General features: G+C 61.4%; 18 protein-coding genes and 6 pseudogenes. 15 read left to right on the top strand and 9 right to left on the bottom strand.

Annotated features, from left to right (window positions below):
* Positions 1-31 precede the first annotated feature (31 nt).
* The 3 genes from AXW84_RS22325 (at position 32) to AXW84_RS22315 (ending at position 4,136) form a co-directional block, all read left to right on the top strand.
* Positions 32-814, top strand: a complete 783-nt coding sequence (locus AXW84_RS22325; RefSeq protein ID WP_082774057.1) for a WecB/TagA/CpsF family glycosyltransferase — start codon at positions 32-34, stop codon at positions 812-814.
* Between the two features lie 175 nt (positions 815-989).
* The gene (locus tag AXW84_RS22320; RefSeq protein ID WP_068238577.1) at positions 990-2,498 is read left to right on the top strand and encodes an oligosaccharide flippase family protein; all 1,509 of its coding nucleotides are present in this window, start codon (positions 990-992) and stop codon (positions 2,496-2,498) included.
* A gap of 18 nt (positions 2,499-2,516) precedes the next feature.
* Positions 2,517-4,136 carry a right-handed parallel beta-helix repeat-containing protein gene (locus AXW84_RS22315; RefSeq protein WP_068238575.1) on the top strand — a complete coding sequence of 540 codons (1,620 nt, stop codon included), beginning with the start codon at positions 2,517-2,519 and terminating at the stop codon, positions 4,134-4,136.
* Between the two features lie 158 nt (positions 4,137-4,294).
* On the opposite strand, the gene AXW84_RS22310 is transcribed toward AXW84_RS22315, so the two are convergent.
* Positions 4,295-5,017 carry an IS3 family transposase gene (locus AXW84_RS22310; RefSeq protein WP_157887191.1) on the bottom strand — a complete coding sequence of 241 codons (723 nt, stop codon included), beginning with the start codon at positions 5,015-5,017 and terminating at the stop codon, positions 4,295-4,297.
* 240 nt (positions 5,018-5,257) lie between these two features.
* Positions 5,258-5,644, bottom strand: coding sequence for a hypothetical protein (locus tag AXW84_RS22305; RefSeq protein WP_236943202.1), 387 nt, complete (start codon positions 5,642-5,644; stop codon positions 5,258-5,260).
* Between the two features lie 56 nt (positions 5,645-5,700).
* Here AXW84_RS22305 and AXW84_RS22300 point away from each other — a divergent pair, with 56 nt between their 5' ends.
* The 8 genes and pseudogenes from AXW84_RS22300 to AXW84_RS26110 all read left to right on the top strand — a co-directional run bounded on the left by AXW84_RS22300 (position 5,701) and on the right by AXW84_RS26110 (position 10,739).
* Positions 5,701-6,279, top strand: coding sequence for an ISAs1 family transposase (locus AXW84_RS22300; RefSeq protein WP_068238573.1), 579 nt, complete (start codon positions 5,701-5,703; stop codon positions 6,277-6,279).
* Positions 6,276-7,056 (top strand): annotated as a pseudogene (locus tag AXW84_RS24170) (IS5 family transposase). The gene AXW84_RS22300 and the pseudogene AXW84_RS24170 overlap by 4 nt, the downstream one beginning before the upstream one ends.
* Positions 7,057-7,095: 39 nt before the next feature.
* Positions 7,096-7,704: an ISAs1 family transposase gene (locus tag AXW84_RS22285; protein ID WP_068238571.1), complete on the top strand. Its 609-nt coding sequence runs from the start codon at positions 7,096-7,098 to the stop codon at positions 7,702-7,704.
* A gap of 27 nt (positions 7,705-7,731) precedes the next feature.
* Positions 7,732-8,391 carry an IS3 family transposase gene (locus tag AXW84_RS26670; RefSeq protein ID WP_071892425.1) on the top strand — a complete coding sequence of 220 codons (660 nt, stop codon included), beginning with the start codon at positions 7,732-7,734 and terminating at the stop codon, positions 8,389-8,391.
* A complete protein-coding gene (locus AXW84_RS26665; RefSeq protein WP_157887256.1) occupies positions 8,336-8,698 on the top strand; it encodes an integrase core domain-containing protein in 363 nt (120 codons plus the stop codon). The genes AXW84_RS26670 and AXW84_RS26665 overlap by 56 nt, the downstream gene beginning before the upstream one ends.
* 37 nt (positions 8,699-8,735) lie before the next feature.
* A pseudogene (locus tag AXW84_RS22280) lies at positions 8,736-9,737 on the top strand (IS701 family transposase).
* 5 nt (positions 9,738-9,742) lie between these two features.
* Entirely contained in the window at positions 9,743-10,306 is a 564-nt protein-coding gene (locus tag AXW84_RS26115) for a DUF1016 N-terminal domain-containing protein (protein ID WP_236943201.1), read from the top strand.
* The gene (locus AXW84_RS26110; RefSeq protein WP_236943200.1) at positions 10,275-10,739 is read left to right on the top strand and encodes a PDDEXK nuclease domain-containing protein; all 465 of its coding nucleotides are present in this window, start codon (positions 10,275-10,277) and stop codon (positions 10,737-10,739) included. Before AXW84_RS26115 ends, AXW84_RS26110 begins: the two co-directional genes overlap by 32 nt.
* A 301-nt stretch (positions 10,740-11,040) precedes the next feature.
* Here the strand turns inward: AXW84_RS26110 and AXW84_RS22270 are convergent.
* A protein-coding gene (locus tag AXW84_RS22270) for an IS3 family transposase (protein WP_157887190.1) occupies positions 11,041-12,122 on the bottom strand; the annotation gives its coding sequence in 2 pieces (ribosomal slippage) (positions 11,041-11,873 and positions 11,873-12,122; 1,083 coding nt in all).
* A gap of 123 nt (positions 12,123-12,245) precedes the next feature.
* On the opposite strand from AXW84_RS22270, the pseudogene AXW84_RS22260 reads away from it, so the two are divergent.
* Positions 12,246-12,701: pseudogene (locus AXW84_RS22260) on the top strand (transposase); the annotation flags it as partial.
* Between the two features lie 8 nt (positions 12,702-12,709).
* Here the strand turns inward: AXW84_RS22260 and AXW84_RS23700 are convergent.
* Entirely contained in the window at positions 12,710-13,507 is a 798-nt protein-coding gene (locus AXW84_RS23700; RefSeq protein WP_068230369.1) for an IS5 family transposase, read from the bottom strand.
* Between the two features lie 29 nt (positions 13,508-13,536).
* Between AXW84_RS23700 and AXW84_RS25290 the strand changes: the two are divergent.
* From AXW84_RS25290 to AXW84_RS26660, 3 genes and pseudogenes are all read left to right on the top strand, one after another.
* Positions 13,537-13,728 (top strand): annotated as a pseudogene (locus tag AXW84_RS25290) (IS982 family transposase); the annotation flags it as partial.
* An 88-nt stretch (positions 13,729-13,816) separates the two neighbouring features.
* The gene (locus AXW84_RS22250) at positions 13,817-14,821 is read left to right on the top strand and encodes an IS701 family transposase (RefSeq protein WP_068234647.1); all 1,005 of its coding nucleotides are present in this window, start codon (positions 13,817-13,819) and stop codon (positions 14,819-14,821) included.
* A 7-nt stretch (positions 14,822-14,828) separates the two neighbouring features.
* Positions 14,829-14,975: pseudogene (locus AXW84_RS26660) on the top strand (IS982 family transposase); the annotation flags it as partial.
* A gap of 974 nt (positions 14,976-15,949) precedes the next feature.
* On the opposite strand, the gene AXW84_RS22245 reads toward AXW84_RS26660, so the two are convergent.
* The 5 genes and pseudogenes from AXW84_RS22245 to AXW84_RS22225 all read right to left on the bottom strand — a co-directional run bounded on the left by AXW84_RS22245 (position 15,950) and on the right by AXW84_RS22225 (position 23,032).
* Positions 15,950-16,516 carry a hypothetical protein gene (locus tag AXW84_RS22245; protein WP_157887189.1) on the bottom strand — a complete coding sequence of 189 codons (567 nt, stop codon included), beginning with the start codon at positions 16,514-16,516 and terminating at the stop codon, positions 15,950-15,952.
* A gap of 16 nt (positions 16,517-16,532) precedes the next feature.
* Positions 16,533-18,724 (bottom strand): annotated as a pseudogene (locus AXW84_RS26105) (GH92 family glycosyl hydrolase).
* A 142-nt stretch (positions 18,725-18,866) separates the two neighbouring features.
* A complete protein-coding gene (locus AXW84_RS22235; RefSeq protein WP_157887188.1) occupies positions 18,867-20,321 on the bottom strand; it encodes a CehA/McbA family metallohydrolase in 1,455 nt (484 codons plus the stop codon).
* A 4-nt stretch (positions 20,322-20,325) separates the two neighbouring features.
* Positions 20,326-21,420 (bottom strand): phosphatidylinositol-specific phospholipase C1-like protein, encoded by a 1,095-nt coding sequence (locus tag AXW84_RS22230; protein WP_068238556.1) that lies wholly within the window; start codon positions 21,418-21,420, stop codon positions 20,326-20,328.
* Positions 21,421-21,427: 7 nt separating this feature from the next.
* Positions 21,428-23,032 carry a RagB/SusD family nutrient uptake outer membrane protein gene (locus tag AXW84_RS22225; protein WP_204248401.1) on the bottom strand — a complete coding sequence of 535 codons (1,605 nt, stop codon included), beginning with the start codon at positions 23,030-23,032 and terminating at the stop codon, positions 21,428-21,430.
* Positions 23,033-23,034: the final 2 nt, after the last annotated feature.

The raw sequence follows: 23,034 nt of genomic DNA, 5'->3' as shown, positions 1-23,034 counted from the left end.
GAATAGCTGCAAACAGGATTTGTTCAATTCCATGAGCCTCAAACAAGAACGCATAAACTTTCTAGGTCTTCCCTTAGATACCGGCGTAACCCTGGCTGACGTCTGTGCCCTACCTCGCAGCAAAGGCGCTTTGCGGATGGTGACGTTCATCAACCCCCATGCCTGGGCCCTGGCCGAAACGCACAATGATTACGTGAGCACGCTGCACCAAATGACATTGGTTCTGCCGGACGGGGAGGGCGTGGCCCGCGCCTGTCGGGAGCTGACGGAAAAGCCTTGCCCCCGCCTGAGCTTTGACATGTCCTCGCTGGCCGACCCTTTCTTTGGGGCCCTACGGGCGGCAGAAGCTTCCCTAATGCTGATTGGCGGCGTTCCCGGCGTTAACGAAGGCGTCCAGGCGAAGCTGCACGCCAACTACGGCGAGGATCTGCGCGTGATCGGCACCGCGCACGGTTACGACAGCTTCGAAACCAAGATTGCCTCCGTGATGCTCCGGCAACCGGACGTTGTGGTGGTCGGCATGGGCTCACCACGGCAAGAAAAATTTCTGGTTGCCCTGAGAGACGCCGGCTACAACGGCATGGCAATAACCTGTGGCGGCTTCCTCGACCAGTACTTGAAAAAAGATTACTACTATCCTCGTTGGATAAATTACGCAAATCTGCGCTTTGCCTGGCGCATATACAAAGAACCAAAACGACTGTGGCGCCGCTATTTGATCGACTACCAAGTAATGACCAAGCTTGTGCTAAAGGCGTTTTACAAGAAGTATGCATCGCCATTAAAGTCGAGTTCCGCCAAAATCAAAAAGTGAGCATACTGCATCAATACTAGTAAACTACCAACTGACCGAATTTGACAACCAAGTGCGATAATGCAATTACTCAATTTGCGTCTTCGCTTGCAATTAAGTGCTAGGCCAAGCCGTCAAAGCAACCCATGATGGCTGAGCTAATCACAAAAAGGCCGCGTAAAAACTATCTTTGCTAATGAATAGCCAATTTAAAAAGTTTTCAGATGCCGCTGCTGTGTTATTTAAGCACACGTTGTTCAAAAATAGTAGTTGGGGGATCATCTCTCAGGGGGGACAGACTATTTTCATCAGCCTGTTTTTCGTAATCATTGCCCGCCAATACTCCACCACCATTTTCGCTGATTACTTGGTGGCTTCCTCCATGTATCAACTGGTGGCGGCCGTCTCGGCGCTAGGGCTGGGGCAGTGGTTTATTCGGGAGGTGGTGCAGGCCGAAGACAAAAGAGCCTTCATCAATCGGTTTGTGAAGATGCAAATCTATTTTGGTGTTGGCTTCTACTTCGTCAATATCGTGCTAGCGTACCTGTTTTACAGCAATCCCTTTGTGCGGATTTTGATTGTAATATTCGGGGCCAACATCGTTTTTGACAACATCATTAACGCCATTAAACACCTGAACGTGGCGGACTTCGAGCAGAAGAAGACGTTCATCATCCTAACCCTGGAGTCCTTTTTGAAACTGCTCGTCGCTTCGCTCTTGTTCGTATACCCTGTCTCGGTAATTATTTTCTCTGCCATCCTCGTGCTGGTGCGGTTCATCACCCTCAACCTGTTTCTGAAGTACGGTTCTTCCCAACAAGTCTCGCTGACTTCACTTTGGCACAGCCGCATCAGGGCCCGGGACGTTGGTACCCTGTTGCGGGCTAACTGGCCTTTTATCATCATTGGCGGGGTATCGATCATAAACTGGCGGATCGCGACCATCATCATCGCCAAAACCCTGACCGCTGTCGATGTCGCGAACTATGAGATATCGTTTAAGATATTCTCAATCGCTCAAATTCTGCCGATTATCATTTCCACAACGGTATTTCCGCTGTTAATCAAGCTGCTAGTTGCCGGCGACCAGCAGAAGTTCCGAGATTTTTATCGGCAGTCTTACCTGTATTATTTGTTATTTGGCCTGCTGGCCTACACGTTTGTCTACACCTTCGTCGACCAGTTGATGCCGTTGATATTCGGGGCGAAATACGCCTTGACGGGCGGTTACGCCAAGCAAATGTTCCTCACCATCTTGGTGTTTCCAACCGCTTTGCTGCAAGCCAACGTGCTGATTGCGCTGAAGCTGGAGAAGCAGGACATGCTGTTCAACACCGCCGCGCTGCTCGTCAACGTGCTCTTTTGTCTGGTAGGGCTACATTTCGTCAAATCGCTCTACATCGTTAACTACTCCATTTTTGCCTCTTTCCTGGTGTTTCACCTCTTGCAAGACGTGCTGTTGGTGCGTAAGCAGGTGACCACCCTCCGGCACGTGCTCAGCTTTTACGGCATCAGCGTAGGGGCCATTTTGGGCTTCATTGGGCTAACGAAAATTCTATTTGCGCCCCTGGTTTTCGCGCTTTGCTGGGGTCTTTGCGGGGTCTGGCTGTTCGGCTACCGTAAGCGGGGCACCCCCGCGCCGGGCCTGAGGTTTGCCGTGGATGGTAGTGGCTACGAAGCGGCCACGGGCCGGGGGGAGGGTTGAGCACTTAATTTGTCGGGCATGAAAAAAAGTGTACTGGCACTGGTCCTGGTGTCCTGGTTGGGGTGGATGAGCGGGGGGGCAATACCCAAGGCGCAGCCCGTGCTGGTCAGGCAGGGCCCGCCGGGCGGCTTCGGCCCCGCCGGCCTTGCTGCGAAGTGGGGGCCGGGCGCGCCCTTGCGGCCGCCGGCTCCCCTGGTCGACGTTCAATCCACTACTGGCCCATCCGCCGATGAGGTCAGCGTGGGGGCATTCGGGGCCGCTGGCGATGGGCGGACAGATAATGGCCCGGCCATTCAGCGGGCTATTGACTACGCCCGCGCCCACGGGATTACCGCGGTGTACTTTCCCCCCGGCACCTACTTGGTCCGGGCCGCAAAAGCGGGCCCGGGAGCCGTCAAGCTCGCCAACGGCGTGGGCCTCCGCGGGGCCGGGCGAGCCAGCTGCACGCTCCGGCTCGACAGTGGTCAGTTCAACCCGCCGGCCTTATTCTACCAGGCGTGGCGCGAAGAGCCGGAGGTTAGCAACGTGGTCGTGGCGGGCCTGACCTTCGATGGCAACCTAAGCCAGCAGCGCTTCGCCCCGAGCTACCAGTTTTGCCACGCGCTGAGCATCAACAACGGGCACAACATCGAAGTGCAAGGTTGCAAGTTCATGGGCTTCCGCGGCGACGGCTTGTTATTTGGCGACACGGACGAATTGACGCCCGACGCCCGCATCACGCGCAACGTGCGGGTGCACGACAATGAATTTTATGACATCTACCGCGAGGGGTGCATGTTCTGCTGCACCGAAGGGGCCGCCTTTTACCGCAACTGGGTGCACGGCCCGGGCTACCTGGTCGGGGGAGTGGACATCGAGCGGCACAGCGCCAACGAGACGGTGCGCCACGTGGCCGTGTACGAGAACCAGTTCGATTTTCGGCAAGGGTTCGGCCCGGTGGAGCGGGGCCGGCGCGTTCGGTACCGCCGGGCCGTGACCATGGGATTTTTCTATGCGGGCTACCCCCAGGGAGTTGCCGACGGCCGCAGCGGCGGTCACCAAGTGCGCGACAACACCATCTACCAAGGCCAGGTGGACTGCTACGGCCACACTGAAGTGGCCATTTCCGGCAACGTTTTCACCAATTTTTTTGAAGACATCACCGGAGTCTCTCACCTGACGCCGCACGTCATCCTCGTTGCCGACGCCCGCACCAGCACCGGGCTAGTGCGCGTCCAGATAGTGCGCAACGTCATCCGGTCGCAGATGCTGGGCAGCGGCATTGTGTTCAACAATTACACACTTTCCTCGGCGGAAGACAACAAAATTGCGGATGTGAAGCTGGCGGGCATCCAGCTGCTCAACGCCTCCGCTACAGTGCTCCACAACACCATCCAGAACGTGGGATCCGCGCCCGCCAAAGCCGCGGGCGTCCTCGTCAGCGGTGATTGCAACGGGGTAGTTATTGCCTACAATACGGTGCGTAGCACCGTCACCGGTCTGGCCAATCCTACCAGCTGCGCCGTAGAATTAGTGAGCTACAACCGCAGCAAAGTGCCTCCTACCATCCAAGGCAACCGGTCCGTAAACATGGCCGGCGGAGTAATCGTCGAGTACGCAGGTCAGCCGAAATACGCGTTGCTACTTGATAACCGCTAAGCAGGGGTCGCGCGATAGCGAGAACGGAAAACAACGCTAAGCCGCTTTGACCGCCAAAAACTAATTGATTTGCCTCAATAAGTCAGCTATTTAGACTTAAATGAGCCGTTAATGCGTGAGATGAGCAGGAGTGTCTCGTCCTGAAAAAAGTTGACCGGTTAGTGGTAGTCCGGGTCTGCGTTGACCGTTTCGGTGGAAGTCCTAAAATTACTGACTTTCGGTCCATCGCTCACGGGTGGTTTGTAGTAGTTTTTCCAGCGCCGCTCTAATGGTCCCCAACTGTGGTGTGCTTCGTCGGGGCTTTGGTAGTTGCAGCTCAGGTGGGGGCGTTTGTAATTATAGAGAAACACCGCCCGTTCGAGGTGTTGCTGCGCTTCGTCCAGGGAGCGTACGGGCTGGTGACTTAGATATTCCTGCTTCAGGATGCCGTTAATGCGTTCGGCCACCGGGTTTTCCAGCGGGTCGGAGCGCTCGGTCATGCTCACCTGCACGTGCCACGCCGCCAGTGGGGCCAGGTATTCCTGGCTGCAGGACTGAATGCCGCGGTCGCTGTGATGAATCAGCTGGCGACCGGCCCGTTTGGTAATTTGACGCAGGGCCATTTCTAGCGCGCCCCGGCAGTGGACCGTGGCCAGCGTCTCGGCTACAGCAAAGCCCATAATGCGGTGCGAGTAGGCATCGGTGAGCAGCGAGATATACAGCCAACCGTATTCGGTAAACCAGTAGGTGATATCCGCCACCCAGACCTGATTGGGGCGTAGGGGTGTCAGGTCTTTAATCAGGTTGGGGCACTTGCGGAATTGGTGCCGGGAGAACGTGGTAATCGTTTTGCGCTTGCGCCGCCGAATGAGCAGGAGCGGCCAGCAAATCAAAGAGGGCATCCCGGCCCAGCTTGATGCCTTGGGTAGTGAACTGTTCTTGCAGCAGATAGTAGAGCTTCTTGCCGCCCGTGCGCGGGTGGTCCTTTCGCAACTGCGCCACCAGGTCCAACACGCACTGCTCCTGCTGCTCGCTGGTGAATTGCCGGTTCTCGTGCTGATAGTAGGCCTGCCGGCTAAACCCAAGTACCCCACTGGCCCGCCGCAGGCAAAAGTGCGGGCAGCTGACTCGCAGGAGCTGGACTACTTGGTAGCGGACTTTTTTTCGATGCTCAGGCCCAGTTCCTGCTCGGCCACCCGGATGACGTTTTTGTAGTAGAGCACCTGCAGCTCGGCTTGCTCGAGCTGTTTTTGCAACTGCTTGACCTGGCCAGTGAGCACATCGGCATGCTGCACCACCTGCTCGACGAGCGTCGTAGGCGGCTTTTTCGACGTGTTTCCCATGGCTTGGGTACGCGCCTGCTCTTCTTGCCGGACACGTTCGAGCCATTTGGTAACGGTCGAGCGGGTGAGCACCTGGTACTTGCTCATCGCCGACTCAATGGTGTGGCGGCCGAAGGTAATTTCCTCGACCATCTGACGCATTTTCAACTCATGCGCCTGCTTGCGAAGTAGAAATAAGTGTTCCATCTGCGGGGGGCTGATGGTCAACTCATTTGTAGGACAAGACAATTCTCAAGTTCTTCATGCTCAGCCAACTCCTGGCCTCTTTCGCCACTCTTCCAGACCCGCGCTGCGCTGGGCGCACCCGGCACCGCCTGCTCGATATGCTCGTTATTGCCGTCTGCGCCGTCGTAGCTGGCGCCGAAACGTGGGTGGACACCGCCCACTACGGCCAGTTGAAACAGGGGTGGCTGGCTACGTTTCTGGACTTGCCCCGCGGCATTCCTTCGCACGACACGTTTCGGCGCGTGTTCTCCCTGCTCAACCCGCAGGTGTTGAAACAGTGCTTCCGCCAGTGGATGGCCACCTCCTCGCCACCCTTACCTCGCGAGGTAGTGGCCATCGACGGCAAAACCGTGCGCTGCTCCTTTGACCGAAGTCGGGCCCAGGGCCCGCTGCACGTAGTCAGCGCGTTTGCGACCGCGCAAGGGCTGAGCCTGGGGCAAGTAGCGGTGATAGGCAAAGGGCAGGAGTTGGCAACTATTCCCATATTAATCAGCGGCCTGCAGCTGGCTGACACCATTGTCACGTTAGATGCGCTAGGGCGTGTTCTCAAGAACGTGGGGGAGGCCAAAAGCGTATTGGGCTTATTTTCAAGATGAACGCCGACCGCACGTTGCTTACTGATGTTCATTGGGCGCTGCTTGCGCCCTTGCTGCCCGGCCGGGCGGGCCGGCGCGGGGTAGTCGCCAAAGACAACCGGGGCTTTGTCGAGGCCGTGCTGTGGGTGGGCCGCACGGGCCTGCCCTGGCGGGACCTGCCGCCGCACCTGGGGCAGTGGCACCGGGTGTTCGTGCGCTTCAGCCGCTGGCGCACCCGGGGCGTGTGGGCCCAGGTCCTGGCCACGCGGCAAGCCGCCGGCCAAGCGGTGCCCAGTCCGCGGCAGCGGCAGGTGCAACTCGATTCGACCACCGTGCGGGCCCACCAGCACGCGGCCGGCGCCCGTAAAAAAAGGCCCGCAGGCGCTCGGGCGTAGCCGGGGCGGCTTTTCCACCAAGCTGCACGTGGCCGGGGACGGGGCCGGCGGCCTGTTGGCCTTTGCCCTGACGGCGGGCCAGGCCGGCGATGCCCCGCAGGCGGCCGAGCTGCTCGCCCCGTTGTTGGCCCCGGCCCGGCAGGTGCTGGCCGACACGGCCTACGATTCGGATGCCTTGCGGGCCCAAATAGCCGAAACCGGTGCGGTGGCCGTGATTCCGCCCCGACCCAACCGCTTGCAGCCGCCCCGCCTCGACCCGCTCACTTATCGTGACCGAAACCAAGTCGAGCGGCTCATCAACCGCCTCAAACAGTTTCGACGCATCGCCACCCGCTACGATAAACTGGCCGATTCGTACGCTGCGTTCGTCCAACTACGCGCCATTATCCTCTGGCTAAATTGAGAACACGTCCTAGGCTGCCAGCAAGCCATTGCCCGGCAGTTGTTAGCCCAGCAGGCCGATTATATTTTCGCGCTCAAAGGCAACCAAGGGCGCTATTACCGGGCCGTCAAGGCCTACTGCCAAACAAGCTGTGTGGAGCGCTGGGCTGAGTATCCAGCCGACTATGATGCCTTCGACCGCCGCCATGGGCGCTGGGTGCGCCGCCGGGCCTGGGTGTTGCCGTTGCGCGACGAGCTAGTCGCCTTACGCGCCTGGCCGGGCTTGCGGGCCATTATCGTGGTCGAGACTATGCGGCAGGTGCAGCACCAGCCCGGCACGCACGTCGAGTGGCGCTACTACCTGACCAGTTGTCCCGATGCCCCCGCGGTGCTCATCCAGGCCATCCGCCGCCACTGGGCCATTGAAAACAGCCTGCACTGGGTGTTGGATGTGGTCTTTCGCGAGGATGAGTTCAGCTGTCGCGACCGGGTAGCCACGCGCAGCTTTGCCGTTCTGCGTAAGCTGGCCTTCAACCTCTTGCAGCAAGGACGGCCGTGCGCCGGCAGTCTACGGGCGCGTCGCCAACAGGCCGGTTGGAATAATGATTATATGGCGCAGGTGCTAATGCGCAGTCGACAGCAGGGCGTATCGGTCAACCTAGACTTTTGATGCGTAAGCCCTGAGCGTCAGAGCCAGGTGCCGGTGCGACAACGTTGCCAGGTACTGCGCGTGTCAGCTAGTGCGTCCTACACCTGGCAGCAGCGCCAAGCACCCGCCCCGGAACCAGCCTGGCAAGTAGCTGTACGAACGGAATTTAAGGGGCATTCCGCCCGTTATGGCCCCCGTCGCTTGCGAGCCGAGCTGCACGCGCAAGGCTACCGAGTGGGCCGCGGACGCATTCGGCGGGCGTTGGCCGCCGCGGGCTTGCGCGCCCAGCAACCCCGCTCTTTTGTGCCCTGCACCACCGGTGCCGATCCCAGTGTGCGAGCCGCCCCGAATCTGCTGCTGGGCCAGCCTGCCCCCATGGCCCCGAATCAGGTGTGGGTAGGCGATCTCACCTACTTGCCTAAACAGGGCGGCGGTTGCTGTAGCTGGCCACCTGGCTCGACCGCTACTCCCGCCAGGTGGTCGGCTGGGACGTGCGCTCTCGCCATGCCCGAAGACCTGGTCTGCGAGGCGCTACGCCGCGCCCTGGCCGTGCGCCGTCCCCCGGCCAGGCTCCTCGTGTACTGGCTGCCCCAGGTGCCGCCGCGGCGGCACCTGGGGCAGCCAGTACACGGCCACCCGATTCAAAGACTTAATCGCGCAAAACGGGTCACTTCAAAGCAGGAGCCGGCGCGGCAACGGCTACGATAGCGCCCACGCCGAGTCCTTTTGGAGCCGCTTCAAGGCGGAATTATTCGACGGCGGCGGTAGCTTCCCGAGATTAGCCGAAGCCAAGCTGGAAATCAGCCATCACGGGGCCCATTACAGCGCCAAGCGCCGCCACTCCGCCCTCGGCTACCACTCGCCCAACCACTTCGAATCTCAACTCAAAACCACCTCCCAATTGTGTCCGGCTTGGCTAGACCACCTCAGCTCAGCACTTGCTAGGTTAAGTCACTTGGATGGAGTTTTCAGCCTCCGTACCTTCGTTGGCTCAATTACGCTATGTATGAGTTAGGAGTTACGCAGTTGATGACTGGTTTTTAATTTAGGGCATGAATTCGCCGAAGGTCCATGCCGAGGAATACATCCAGTTTTTGGTAGCGAGCCCGGTGGCGGTGAGCGGCACGGAAGCCGCCCGCGTCCACGCCGGGCCGCTGGTGGCCCACGATGCCTACACGCGCCTGCTGCACCGGCTAGCGCCGGAGGCGGCCCCGCTGTGGCAGGAAGCGCAGGGCCTGGTTGCACCGACGAGCGGGGTCCTGGTGCTGGACGACACGACGCTGGATAAGCCCTACGCCCGGTACATGGGCTTGGTCACCCGCCACTGGTCGGGCAAGCACCACGCCGTGGTGCAGGGCATCAACCTGCTCACGCTCTTGTGAAGCGACGGGCAGGCCCTGGTGCCGGTCGATTACCGCCTTTACGACAAGGCGGCCAACGAATTGAGCAAAAACGACCATTTCCAGGCCCTGTTGCGCACGGCCCAGCAGCGGGGCTTTGCCCCACGCTGCGTGCTCTTCGACAGCTGGTATGCGAGCCTGGCCAACCTCAAGCAGGTACGCGCCTGCGGCTGGCCCTGGCTCACGCGCCTGAGGCGCAACCGGCGGGTCAACCCCGACGGGCAGGGGCTGCGCCCGCTCCAGGACTGCCCCCTGGCCGCGGGCGGGCAACGCGTCTGGCTGCAAGGCTACGGCTTCGTGCGGGTCTTCCAGTTCGCCGCCCCAGACGGTGGCACGGAAGGAGCTGAATACTGGGCCAGTAGCGACCCAGAACTGAGCGAAGCCCAGCGAGCCCCGCTGGCGGCCCTGGCCTGGGGCATCGAGCAGTACCACCGCGGGCTGAAGCAGTGCTGCGGGGTGGAAAAGGCCCAGGTGCGTGCCGCCAAAGCCCAGCGCAACTACATTGGCTACGCGCTGCGGGCCTTTCTGCGCCTCGAAGCCCAGCGCCTGCGCACCGGCCGCAGCTGGTACGAGGCCAAAAAGCAACTCCTGCGTGACGCTATCCGAGCCTATTTGAGCAACCCTACTTTCCTTTTGCATCCGGCAACTGCGTAACTCCTATGAGTATCAAACCGCAATTATTCGCCGCCGTGCGCGGCCTCATCACGCAGGCGCGCGAGCAGGCTGTACGGGCCGTCGATGCCGAGCGGGTACTTCTATATTGGCATATTGGGCAGGTTATTCTGGAAGAAGAGCAGCATGGGGCCGACCGCGCAGCCTATGGTAGCAGCCTCATTAAAGGCCTGGCGGCGGAGTTGCAGCCGCAGTTTGGCAGCGGATTTTCGGGACGACAGCTAGAACGCTACCGCCAGTTTTACCGCACCTTCCCAATTGCGTCCGCACTGCGGACGCAATTGAGCTGGATGCACTATAAAACGCTTATCAGCCTCGACAATTCTGATAAGCGTGAGTTTTACCTGGCCGAAGCGACCAAAAACAATTGGTCGGCCCGGCAGCTGGAGCGGCAGGTCAACAGCCAGCTGTTCGAGCACTTGCTGCTGAGCAACGACGTGGCGGCCAGCCGTAGCCCGTCAGGAAAAACCGCCCACGGAGGCCCGCGATATCATCAAGGACCCTATGGTACTGGAGTTTTTGAGCCTGAAACGGGAGGCCGCTTACTATGAACGCGACCTGGAAACCGCGCTCATTACCCACCTGCAGGAATTTCTGCTGGAGCTGGGCAACGGCTTTTCGTTCGTGGCCCGACAGCAACGCCTGCACCTCGACGGCGATAACTTCTTCGTGGACCTAGTGTTTTACAACCGACTGTTGCAGTGCTTCGTGCTGGTTGAAATCAAGACTGATAAGCTCATCCACCAAGATTTGGGCCAGCTGCAGATGTACGTCAACTATTATGACCGCCTGGAAAAGCTGCCCCACGAAAACCCCACTATCGGTATCCTGCTCTACGCTGATAAGAACGACGCGGTAGTAAAAATTAGTCTGCCGGCCGATAACCAGACCATTGTAGCCAGTAAGTACCAACTGTACTTACCTACGCAGCAGCAACTGCTGGCGGAGGTGAGGAAGGGAATTGATAAGTTGGACCAGCCGTAGCCTACAGTAAGTCATTGTGCCGAATACAGAACATCAGTCTGAACCTATCGAGGTATCGCTAGTGCGCAAGTGATGCTACCTTAATGTACTCCAATAAGGGTCAGCCAGAAAGACCTAAAAAAATTAGCTCTACGCGCTGGAAACGCCCTCAGTAAAAGCATCCAATAAAGGCAAAAGGCCCGTGGCTGTTGCAAAACTTAATATAGCGTAGCTAACCCAAGTTGCGGGCTAGTAGGGGCATAAAAAAAGTCTGTTCGGCGTTGTACGCTTCCCCGTTTAGTAAGCCAGTAGTTAGTAGAGGTTAAGCCGCTTGTTTAAATTCGATGGGAGTCATAAAATACAAGGCCTGGCGGGCCCGTTGGGTGTTGTAGTCGTGCATCCAGTCGGCCACAAGTTGGCGCACGTGGGCCAGCGAGCGAAACAAGTGGGCGTCGAGCAGCTCGCGGCGAAAGGAGCCGTTGAAGCGCTCGATGTAGGCATTTTGCGTTGGTTTGCCGGGTTGAATCAAGTGCAGGTCAATACCTTGTTTCTCACACCAGTCGCCGAGCCGGGCGCTGATGAATTCTGGCCCATTATCGGTACGCAGCTGCGTGGGCCGGCCATAGCACTCAACTAAGCGCGTCAGCACCTGCACCACCCGACTGGCCGGTAAGGAGAAATCAATTTCTACGCCCAGCAACTGGCGGTTGTCGTCGTCGAGCACATTCAGGGTCCGAAAACGGCGACCATCCGTTAACACGTCACTCGTGAAGTCCAGCGACCAGCAGACGTTGGCCGAAGTGGGCACCGCCAGCGGCTGCTTGACGCGCGCGGGTAGGCGTTTTGTGCGGCGGCGGGGCAAGTTGAGTCCCATCGCCCGGTAAATGCGTAGGGTGCGTTTATGATTGATTCTCAGCCCATTTTTACGTAACCGGTGGTGCAATTTCCAGAAGCCCCAGCCGCCATGCCGTCCGATTAAGACACGTAGGGCCTCCTGCACGGGCGCATCTGCTACTCTGAGCTGCGGCGGCTGCTCGGCATAACGAGCGCGCGAAAGCCCCACCAACGCACACGCCCGTCGTTGGCTCCAGCCCTTACTTACTAAGCCCTGCGCTGCCTGGCGCCGCGCCGCAGGGCTGGCTACTTTTTTCGCAGTATCTCCTTGATAGCCTGATTCTCTAAGCTCAGGTCGGCGAACAGCTGCTTGAGCTTGCGATTCTCTTCTTCCAAGTGTTTGAGCCGGGTCAGCTCGGTCACACTGGCCCCAGCGTACTTGCTCTTCCAGGCATAAAAGGTGGCCTCGCTCAGGCCATGCTCGCGCACAATCTGGGCCACGGTTTGGCCACTCTGTTGTTGTTGCAAAATGGCCACCATCTGGGCCTCACTGAATCGTCCTTTTTTCATCTCGCAGGTGTCAGGTAGTGAAAATACGCTTTTCTCTACTCACAACTGGCTCTCTATTTAGGGAAGCGTACAGGCGTGAACAGGCTAGGTTTGGGTCTCTGACCTCCCAACCTGACCTAACTCATGCGCGAACAGACCGTTGCAATGTACTGCGTACTCGATGATTTAATCCGCTTCACCCGCCCGGCTGGCACGCTGCCCCCGGCTTCGGGCCGGCGCCTGACCGATGCCCAGGTGCTGACCACGGCCCTGGTGGCGGCCCGCTTTTTCGGCGGCAACCTGGTCGTGGCCAAGCACTATATGGAGCAGCACGGGGGCCAGAACCGGTTGGACAAGAGCGGCTTCACCCGCCGCCTGCATGCGCTCACCGACACGCTGCTGGCCCTCTTCGCCCCGGTGGGCGACTTGCTCAAACACCTGCACCTGGAAGCCCGCTATGTGCTGGATTCTTTTCCCGTGGCGGTGTGCCATAATACCCGCATCCCGCGCTGTAAGCTGCTGACGGGCAAGGCCTATTATGGCCGCTGTGCCAGCAAGCGCAGTTGGTTTTACGGCCTCAAGGTGCAGGTCGTAACCACTAGAGCCTGTTATGTACTTGAAGCGTGTCGGGCGAGCATAATACAGGCAAAAACGACAAAATGAAGCTGCTGTAAGGTCTGACTCAAGCGCTCGTGGTCGCGGGCCAGCCGCCGAAAGCGGCTGCACCAGGCAAAGCTGCGTTCGACCACCCACCGGCGGGGCAATAATACAAAACCAGTCTGCCCTTCTGGTTTCATAATTACTTGCAAGTCAATGTCATGCACCGCCGCTTCGTACTCCGGGTCCTCCCCCGTATACCCCTGGTCGCCGAAGCTGACCTCGACCGTTTGACCCGTCACTTCCTGCACCTGCCGACATAGCTCGCCCACCTGCGCCCGCTCCTGCTCATTAGCCGGGGTGACGACCACGCTCAGCAGGTGGCCCAGCGTATCCACGGCGATGTGCGCTTTACTTCCCTTGCGCCGTTTGGCTCCGTCATAGCCCGCCCGGTGTCCACTCTCAGGCGTGCTTTGCAGCGTGCGCCCGTCAAAAATGACGGCCGTGGGTGTAGCTGCCCGGCCCAGTAACATTCGCTGCAACTCATTCAAGTCGTGTACGATACGTTCGAATACGCGGGCGTCCCGCCAGCGCTCCCATTGCTGGTACACGGCCGCCCAGGGCGGCAGGTCGTGGGGCAGGTAACGCCAGGGGCAACCTGTGTGGGCCAGATAGCGCAAGCCATTAAAGAGGGCGCGCAACGGGTGTTCCCGTTGGGGCGCATCTTCACGCATCAAGCACAGGTAGGGGCACACAAATGCCCATTCATCGTCCGAAATATCACTGGGGTAACACCGCGTTGTCGCCATACCCCAAATTTAACCCTCAGTACAGAACAGCCTCTAGCGACGGCCTGCCCGTCGAGTTTTATATCCATGCCGGGGCCGAGTCGGAGCAGACCGGCCGGCGCGGCCTGGCGCTGGACTTGCCTGAAGGGAGCGTGCTCTATACCGATGCCGGCTACACGGACTACGTGGCCGAAGACCTCTTCAACGAAGCCAGCGGTAGCCAGCAGCAAACAGCGCGCCGTTAGAACAGCAAACGGCCCCATCATCCGGCGCAACGTTTTCTGATACAGTTAGGACTTACGCAAAGCGTGTAATTTGAGTAAAAAAGGCATGAAAGTCACCGCTCAGCTTTACGGCCAGTTTTTGTTCAGCAGCCAGGTGAACTATACGGGCACCTATTTAGCGGAGCATTTAGCTGGTTTGCAGCACGATAACGTGCCGTATTTTCTCAAAACCACGCGCTTCACACCGCGCCAGCTTTGGCAACAGGTGCGACCTGAGTTTGTGGGCAGTGCGCGGGGCTATGTCCTCTTTGATGATACGGTGCTCGATAAGCGCCACCGCCAGCGTATCGAATTGGTGCGACGCCAGTATTCCGGTAACGCCCACGGCCTTATTAAAGGCATTGGCCTGGTGAACTGTGTGTATGTCAATCCGGAAACCAACCAATGCTGGCTGCTTGACTATCGCCTCTTCGCCCCCGAAGCCGATGGCAAAAGCAAGCTCGACCACGTGGCCGACAGGCTGGACCAACTCGCCAGCCGCCACATTCCGTACCGCACCGTGTTGATGGACCGCTGGTACGCCACCACGGCCCTGTTCAAGCAGCTCACCGAGGCGAACAAGTTCTTTTATTGTCCGCTCAAAAGCAACCGATTGGTGGACGACTCCGGCGGGCAGCAGCCCTACCAGCCCGTGGCCCTGCTCACCTGGTCAGCGGCCGACGTAGCGCAGGGCAAGCTACTGAAAGTGAAGGGTATGCCCAAAGACGCCAACCTGAAGCTCTTCCGCGTACTGGTGTCTACCCACCGGACGGACTACCTCGTGACCAACGCGTTAGCACAAGAGGACACGCAGGCTGCCGAACAAGAAAGCAACGTGCGCTGGCTCATCGAGCAGTTTCACCGTGAAGCCAAACAACTTACGGGTTTGCAGGCCTGTCAGTGCCGGTTGGCGCGCAGCCAGCGCAACCACATCGCCCTGGCCCTACGCACCTGGACGTGTCTCAAACGCCTGGCTTGCCAAGCCAAAACCACCGCTTATCACCTCAAACAGCGCCTGTTGGACGACTACATGCGCCGCGAACTCGCCCAACCTACCTTGCGCTTTGCGTAAGTCCTAACAGTATTTTCGCAAAGGTATCAAAACCTGTTTCAGTCAACTCACCGCCCAGTTTCCCAAGCAGATTCACGCCGTTACGGCCGCTGGCTTTGCCTTAAAAATCGCTCTTTTCATCTTTGCCCACGTCCTGGACCAAGTCGGCTTATAACCCGCAACTTGGGTGAGCTAGGTCGCTCTCAGTTCGCTTATCGAGAACCTACACCTGTTAAGCGAGTCCAAACGTGCTACGGCTATGGCGTAACTAGCGTCTACCCCGGCCAAGGAGGCCCGCCGGTCCCTAACGAGTGAATCAGTGGCTGTTCTGCACCCCCACCAAGGCACTGAAGAGCCGGCCGCAAAAGTGCTGAAATCCGATGCCATAGCCATTAAGCAGCTCATGGCGTAACTGGTTAATCAGCAGCGCAAGCTCGCTAGATGCAGCCTTAAGCAAGCCAAGTCAACCGCCAAGCAGGAAACTAAAGAAGCCTCGGTAAAAGCAGCCTCATCGGTCGGTTCTCAGCCGGAAGCCACAACGCCCGCCCCGTCGGCCCGCAGCCCCCCGGTGGTGCTACGCGCGGCTGGGCTACGCGTAGCACCACCGGGGGGGGCAAAACGAGCACGCCCCAACTTGCAGGTTGGGGCGTGCTCGTTTTAGAAGAATATTGCCACATGAATAGTACACGTAGTGTTCCGAAACAACACCGCAATAGTGCCCGCAAGGCCCAGGCCGGCCCTGCGGGGCTTATTTGCTTGACCAACCAAAAGTACCCCCATCCGAAGCTGCCCCAATGCGGTTTTCACAACCGTAACCGAACCATAACCCCCGCGAAATAGCCTGGGGCGGGCCCAATCCATTCACCAAAGCAAGCAGCACGCTAACCGGCCGGCCCTGCAAAATGGCTACCGCAGTGCCCTCGTTACACCTGATAATGCTCCCTGCCGGCGGCGGGGCTCAGCCGCGGGGCCCCCAGCGGCCCGCAATACTTCCGCGATAAGCTGGCTGGTGCAGGCGCTGGGCAATTTGCTGCGGAGCCGTAGGGCGGCCGTGGGGGCAATGCCAGCAGGGCCGGCGCGTTTAGGAGCCGGCCAACGGCCAGCAGCAGTTTTTGAACCATATGAAAGAATGGGGCCCCAGCCCGCGGGCTACCGGATGGCGTTGAGCACCAAGTCGACCCCAAGCGGGTTGTGCAGGATGCGGCAGATGACGGGAGAATCGGGGTTGTTGAGAATCCAAAGCTCGGTGAGGTCTTCCTGCGCCACGACGTGCAGCACGTCCAGCGGCTGGCCGTTGAGGCGCAAAGCGGCAGCTGCGGCCTTGCTCTGCCGCACATACACCGTCTGGTCGTAGGTGTAGCGGCCCTGGGCGCGCAGGTCGGCAAATGCCTGCTTCGACAGCATCAGAAACGTCTGGTGTGGCAGCGGCACCGAGGTGCCGGGCTGCGGCTGGGCAAAGTATAGCCGGTCGGCCCGCTGCCAGGCCGCGGGGGCCACGAGGCAGGCCCCCGTGGCCAGGCCGCGGATGCGCCAAGTCAGTTTCAGCGTGTCGGTGGCCCGGGCCACGGCCAGCTCGAAAGGCGCGTGCTGGCCGTGCAAGTCCAGGGTGTAGGCGAACGTGGTGCCGGGGCCCACCACGGGCCTGAACGGTGGGGCCTGGGCGGGCGCCGCGGGGCCAGCCAGGACGAGCAACAGCAGCAATAGAAGGTTTTTCATGCGGTGCGTGGGCACGCTAGTCGGTGGTGGGCGGCAGTACCTGCGTGCCCCAGTTCGCTGGCTGGGCGGCCATTTCCAATATCAGCTCGCCGCCCTTCACGATGTCCTGGTCCGCAATCCAGGCTTGGCGGAAGGGCTTGCCGTTGAGCCGCGCCGACTTAACGTAAACGTTGGTGGCCGAGAGGTGGCGGGCGGTGATGCGGAAGTCGCGGCCGTTTTCCTGGTGCAAGGTGGTTTGCTGCACCAGCGGCGCGTTGAGCAGGTAGTACGACTGGCCGGCGTTGGGGTAGAGGCCCATCATCTGGAAGGCCAGCCACGACGACATGGCCCCCGAATCGTCGTTGCCGGGCAGGCCGAAAGGGGTGGTGTTAAAGCTCTGCGCAATAATCTGGCGGATGCGCTGGCTGCTCAAGTCGGGCCGGCCCAGCCAGTGGTAGAGGCTGGGCGTGAGAAAGGACGGCTCGTTGGCCACGTTATAATACTTTTTGTCGAAGAGTGTGTCGAGCCGGGCCCGGAAGGCATCCCGGCCGCCGGATTTAGCAATGAGCACGGGCACCTGGTGCGGCACGCTCAGCGAGTATTCCCACGACGTGGCCTCGTAAAAAAAGCCGCACCAGTGGCACATGTACCACGGGTATTCGCGCATGAGCGGGGTGTAGACGAAGGTGGGGTGCTGCCGTACCGACGTGCCGTAGGGAATAGTGTCCAACCATTTGTCGGCCGCGTCGCGGGGCATGGTGAAGCCCGTGGCCCCGTGGTTGCGGTAGCCCTCGCGCCACAGGTTTTGCCAGCTGCTGGCCTACCGGTGGTACTGCTGGTACAGCTGCGGCTGGCCCAGGCCCCTGGCTACCACCGCGATGCAGTAGTCGTCGTAGGCGTAGTCGAGGGTGCGGTTGCCGGCGCGCGGCACGCCGTAGGGCACGTAGCCCAGGCGGTGGTAGTCGGCCAGGGCCCCGCGGCCTTCCTTTTCCTCGTTGCCGCCGGGCGGCACCGTGGCGTCGTGCAGCATGGCGGCCAGGCCTGGCGATAGTCGATGCCGGGCAGGTTCTTCACGAAGGCATCGGCGATGAGGACCTCGGCGTTGGAGCCGCCCTGGGTGCGGCCGTTGGCGTTGCCGCTGCGCGCCTCGGGCAAGTAGCCGTCGTGCTTATAAATGTCAATCAGGGAGTTAACAATTGCCACTTCCCGCTGGGGCGCGAGCAGCGTAATGAGGGGGTTGGACGTGCGAAAGGTGTCCCAAATAGCGTAGAAGTCGTCGTATTAGGGCTGCGGACCGTTCCAAAGCGGGTTTTCGCCGGTGCGGTCCACAGGCATGAGCATGGTGTGGTAGAGGCCGGTGTAGAACAGCTTTTTCTGGTCGAGCGGCGTGTCGGGGTGCAGCTCGGCGCGGCCCAGCAGGGCGTCCCAGCGGGCGCGCAGCTGCCGGCGCACCAGCCCGAAATCCCAGTCCGGAATTTCGGCCCGCACGTTCTCACTGGCCCGGGCCGCGTTCAGAAACGAGATGCCCACTTTCACCCGGAGCGTGTCGCCAGCGCTGTCCGCGAAGCGCAGCAGGGCCCCCGTTTTCTCGCCTGAGTCGGCTTGCAGCTTCTGGCCGGGCCGCAGCTGCGCGCCCTTCGAGGTGGCAAATTCGGCCACGGGCGCGTCGAACACGGCCGCGAAGTACACGGCGTAAGCGGGCCCGTTGTTCCAGCCGCCGCGGATGCGGCTGTAGCCCCGCACTTCGGTGGTGGATACCACTTCCACTTCGGAGCCCACGAATTGCTGGGCCTCGCGGCCATCGGGCCCGGGCTGCTCGCCCAGGAAGAAACCGGCGTCGATTTGCAGCGCCTTGGGCTGGCCCTGGGGGTAGGCGATGCGGTAGAAGCTCACCGTGGGCGAGGCCGTGAGTTCGACCCCGATGCCGGGCACCGCGCCGGCTGCCGCGAGCTGGGCGTGGTAGTAGCCCAGCTCGGCGTGCTCGGCCCGGCGGTGGGCCGATTTATCGCCTTGTATTAACGGCCCGCTGAAGGGCATGAGCAGGATGTTGCCGTACTTGGGGCCCCCGCCGGTGCCGCTCACGTGCACCTGCGCAAAGCCCGTGACGGGCGTGGGCTCGGGCAGCCAGCCGCTGTTGGGGCTGGCGGTGCAGTCGGGGCTGGACTTCACCATCCCAAAGGGGCACGAGGGGCCAACGAACACCCGCCCCAGCCCTTCCGAGCCAATCATGGGGTCCACGTACTGGCCGTAGCCCTGGCCGGCGGCCGGAGCCAAGCGGCTAAGCAGGCTGCCGGCCAGCAGCAGAATGTTGCCGAAACGCATGGCGAAAAGGAGTTAGCAAAGTAAATGCAGACAGCCGGGGGCCCCAGCCCTACCGCGGCCGGCTGCTTACCCAAATGGGATTGGTCAGGGCCAGCATGGCGCCTTTCGGGTTGCGCACTTCCACCCGCAGGTAGCGGGGAAGGCCCGGCGGCAGCTGCCAGCGCACGGCCGTGGAGCCGCCGGACGCGACCGGACTGGTCGCCAGTACCCCGTTTTCGCCCAGCAGCGTGACAGTGCCGGCCGAGGCGCCGCGCAGCTCGAACGCTACCCCGATGCGCTGCCCGGCGGCCACGGCCAGGGTGTCGCCGATGCCGGCCGGGGCGCCACCGGCCCGCGCCGTAAACGTCAGGTTAAGCGGACGGTCGGCTACCAGGTAGGCCCGCCGGGCGCGTAGGCCTTGTGTAATGCCGGCGCGCAACAAGGCACTGGCCTGCACTACGGTGCGCGGCCGGCCGAGCTGGTTGGGCGAAGGGGCCGCGGTGTGCGTGTCGCTGGCGGCCACGGCCAGCAGGGGGCAGCCCTGGCGCAGCAGCGCATCCCACCACGCCAGGGCGCGCTCGTTGCGGGCGTCCCAGCGGCCGTTCCACACCTCAATGCCATCGAAGTGCCGCACCGCGAACCGGAAGCGGTTGATAGTGTCCGGGAAGAACGGGTGGTTGATGATGGCCAGGCCGCCCACGGCGCGCACCTGCGCGGTATAGCGGGCAATGCTGCTGTCTGCCGGCGCGTAGCGCCAGTCGATAAGGGTAGTCGGCTCCAGCCCGAGCGCGTTCCAGTGCCCGAAAGCGGTGGTCGTCACTTCCTCCCCGTTGATGACCAGCAGGTTGGGGCGGGCGTAGCGGCCCCAGCTCAGGTTGGCGCTGTTGGTGTTGTGCTCGGTCGAAACGATGAAGTCCAGCCCCTGGGCCCCGGCTTCGGCCACCAATTCCTCGGGCGTGCGCCGGCCGTCGGAATGCAGCGTGTGCAGGTGCACATCGCCCTGGTACCAGCCCGGCCGGTTGTTGACCGCCGGCGCGGCGAACGCGGGAACGAACGCGGGGCCCGGCGGGCCGGGCACCAGCGCCACGGTCAGCGTCCAGTCGATGCCGGCCGGGGCAATGGTGGAGGCGTAGAGCAGCACGTGCCAGGTCCCGGGCCGCAGGGGCCCCGGCACGTAGCCGGGAGAGGCCGCTTGGGCGTTGATAAAGAAGGCCGTCCTGGCTCCGCCCGACCAGCCCCGGAAGCCCGCCGTGGTGCCCGGCCGGTAGCCCTCGGGGCCATAAATGCCCAGGTTGAGCACGTTCCCCGCTTCGTGGTTGTAGTCTTCCCGTACCCGGATTTCGGCCGTGCCCGCCGGCACTTCGATGGGCACGTACAGCAGCCGGAACAGGCTGTCGGCCGGCACGTGCCCCTGCCGGACTACCGCCGTAGGAGCCTGGGCCGCTACCGGGCCAGCCAGGCAGCACAGGCCCAGAAAAAGCAGCCAGTAGGCCTTTCGCTTCAGCTTTTTAACCAAAACGAGCACCGGGCTAGTTAGCTGTTGCCGAAGCCGACGGACCGGCGTTAACCGGGTTGGGCCGGAAGTACGAGCCGTCCGCGAAGCTGATGGCGTAGGGCGATTTGAAGTGCGTGCTCGGCGCGTAGTAATCGGTGCTGATGATTTGGGCCCCCGACTGCTCGGCGGCCACGAAGCTGGATTTGTCGTTGCGGCGCGCCTCCTGGGTGTCGCTGTCGGCGCGGGTGCGGATGATGTAGCCCTTCGCTACCAAGGCTTTAATGACGGCTTGGTCCTGTTTCGCGTTGTTCAGGATGTGGATGGCGGCCTCGGGCGTGCCGGGCTCGGCATCGGCAAACAGCACCCGGCCCTTCAGCGACGGGTGGCCCTGAATGTAGGTCGCGCGCTTCTCGCCCAGCTCATCGAGCACGAACACGAACTTGCCTTGGGCGGCGCGCAGCGTGGGCCAGTGGCGGTGCAGCACGGCGCTTTCCAGGGTGGCATACTGGCCGCGCACCTGGTCGGGGGTGATGATTTTATCGGCCCCCAGGTTGTCCAGAATTTCCCGGTCCAGGGCGTCGAACACGGCCGGGGTAAACGGCTCGGGCACCGTGAAGCCGGGCCGTTTCAGGGCTTCGCTCTTGGCGTTCATGGTGATGAACACGGGGTGGTGCGTGGGGTGCGCCGCCGACCATTTTTTCAGCTCCTGCAAGGCCAGCTTGAACGTGGGGGCGTTGCTGCGGTAGTCGAGGTCCTGGATGTGAAATACCTTGAAGCCGGGCTGCTTCATGAGGCCGGCCGCGTCGTAGGGCGGCTGGCCGGGGGCCAGGTCCAGGCCCTTGGGGTGGGCGTACTTGCCGCCCTGGGTGTCGGCGTACACATCGATTTCCAGCGCCAGCAGGCCCTTGTTGAGCTGCTCGGTCAGCGTCGCGTGCTCGTAGTCAATCTTGCTCATGCTGGCCGAGTCGGCCTTTTGCAGCACCGCAAACAGCTTGGGGTCGATGGCTTGCTTGTAGCTGTTGTGCGAGCCAATGACCTGAATCTGGTTCATCAGGGGCTCTGGCACCCGCTGGGTAGCGGCGCAGAGGGCCCCGGCGGCCAGCGCGCTGAAGATGAAAGTGGTTTTCATAAAGGGGCTAGTAGCCGGGGTTTTGCTGGAGGTTGGTATTGAGCTGCCGCTCAATGGTGGGCACCGGGTAGAGGCGGCGGAAGCTGCTCTTGTCCATCTTCAGCACGTCGTTGGGCAGCGGGTATTCCGTTTCAAACTGCCCAAAGCGAATCAGGTCGTTGCGCCGCCAGGCTTCCCAGCTCAGCTCGCGGGCGCGCTCGTCGAGCATGCCGCTCAGGGCGATACTGGTGGCCAGCTGGGCCCCGGCGCGGGCGCGCACCTTGTTCACGAGCACCAGCGGGGTTTGCATTTCGCCGTTGCTGGCGGTGGCCGGGGCCCCGCGCAGGATGGCTTCGGCCTTCATCAGCAGCACGTCGGCCAGGCGCAGCAGGGGCACGTCGTTGCCGTTGAGGCGGGTGGCCTGGATGGTGGCCGGGTCGGGGTAGTACTTAATGGAACGCACGCCCTCCGACTGGGTGACGATGGTGTTGCCCACGTCCATGGGCTTGGGCGGCACCAACGTCAGCACCGGGTTGATGACGATTTGGGTGGTCGTGTTGGGGTAGTACACCGGCGTAGTGGTGAAGCCGCCGTTGCCGTCGGGCACGAACTGCGGGCCCGCCAGCCAGGTGGCGTTGCGGGCGTCGCCGGGCAGGTTGAAGCGGGCGTAGAACTCGGGCGTGGTGCTCATGGCAATGCTCAGGCCCACGTTGAAGCCGTACGCCTGCACCAGGTAGTAGAAGAAGCCGAAGCGCGTGAACTGGTTGCCGGGAATCTGCTGGTCGTAGGGAATGGCGAAGATGGTTTCCCGAATCTGGGGCCCGTTGTTGGGCAGGAAAATGTCGCGGTAGCGGGCGTCGAGGGCGTAGTTGGGGTTGGCCTGCACGCTGTCGGCCATGCGCACCACGTCGGGGTAGCGGGCGGGGGCCCCGTACACCTCGGCGTTGAGGTAGAGCTTAGCTAGCAGCGCGTACACCAGGCCCTTGGTGGGCCGGCCGTACTGCTGGGTATTGGTGGCGCCCGCGCCCGATTTGGCCGGCAGCTTGGGCGTGAGGCTCTTCAACTCGCTCTCAATGAACTCGTAGACCTTGGTGCGGGGCTGAGTGGCGGGCAGCGGGGCCGTGGGGTAATCGGTCACAATGGGTACGTTGCCGTACAAATCCAGCAGAAAGAAGTAGTACAGCGCCCGCATGGCCCGAATCTCGGCCAGGCGCGCCGCCTGCTCGGCCGGCGCGAAGCCGAACGTGTTCGTAACGTTGAGCAGGCGGTTGCAAGTGGTGATGCCCCCGTAGGCCCACTGCCAGATGGTAAGCACGTTGGGGTGGTCGGGCGTCCAGGTGTGGTAGTGCAGCTGCCGGTACTGGCCGCCGTCGTCGAAGTTGCCGTCGCGGGCGGGCAGAATGGCCTCGTCGGTGCTCATGTCCTGCATGCGCCAGTAGGGCACGGCGAATTGCGACGAGAGGTTGGAGTAAATGGCCCCCACCGAGGCGTTGTAGTCGCTGAGGGTTTTGGGGAAGTTGGCGGCCACGAACTGCGACTCGACCGGCACGTCCAGCTTTTTGCAGCCGAACAGGGCCCCGGCCAGCCCGCCCGCCAGCAGCAGGGCGCGGCTTGTTGCGTAAATCTTTTGCACGA

The sequence above is a fragment of the Hymenobacter sp. PAMC 26628 genome, from assembly GCF_001562275.1.
GTDB lineage: Bacteria > Bacteroidota > Bacteroidia > Cytophagales > Hymenobacteraceae > Hymenobacter.
Note: the sequence above shows the minus strand (reverse complement) of the source record. Positions and strands in the feature narration are given on the sequence as shown.

What these genes read in the sequence shown, in the direction of transcription:
- AXW84_RS22250 (WP_068234647.1), top strand. Translation starts at nt 13,817, where the DNA reads ATGAAAGTCACCGCTCAGCTTTACGGCCAGTTTTTGTTCAGCAGCCAG.
- AXW84_RS22325 (WP_082774057.1), top strand. Translation starts at nt 32, where the DNA reads ATGAGCCTCAAACAAGAACGCATAAACTTTCTAGGTCTTCCCTTAGAT.
- AXW84_RS22305 (WP_236943202.1), bottom strand. Translation starts at nt 5,644, where the DNA reads ATGGAACACTTATTTCTACTTCGCAAGCAGGCGCATGAGTTGAAAATG.
- AXW84_RS22310 (WP_157887191.1), bottom strand. Translation starts at nt 5,017, where the DNA reads ATGCCCTCTTTGATTTGCTGGCCGCTCCTGCTCATTCGGCGGCGCAAG.
- AXW84_RS22300 (WP_068238573.1), top strand. Translation starts at nt 5,701, where the DNA reads ATGCTCAGCCAACTCCTGGCCTCTTTCGCCACTCTTCCAGACCCGCGC.
- AXW84_RS22320 (WP_068238577.1), top strand. Translation starts at nt 990, where the DNA reads ATGAATAGCCAATTTAAAAAGTTTTCAGATGCCGCTGCTGTGTTATTT.
- AXW84_RS22315 (WP_068238575.1), top strand. Translation starts at nt 2,517, where the DNA reads ATGAAAAAAAGTGTACTGGCACTGGTCCTGGTGTCCTGGTTGGGGTGG.
- AXW84_RS22245 (WP_157887189.1), bottom strand. Translation starts at nt 16,516, where the DNA reads ATGAAAAACCTTCTATTGCTGCTGTTGCTCGTCCTGGCTGGCCCCGCG.
- AXW84_RS23700 (WP_068230369.1), bottom strand. Translation starts at nt 13,507, where the DNA reads ATGGCGACAACGCGGTGTTACCCCAGTGATATTTCGGACGATGAATGG.
- AXW84_RS22230 (WP_068238556.1), bottom strand. Translation starts at nt 21,420, where the DNA reads ATGAAAACCACTTTCATCTTCAGCGCGCTGGCCGCCGGGGCCCTCTGC.
- AXW84_RS26115 (WP_236943201.1), top strand. Translation starts at nt 9,743, where the DNA reads ATGAGTATCAAACCGCAATTATTCGCCGCCGTGCGCGGCCTCATCACG.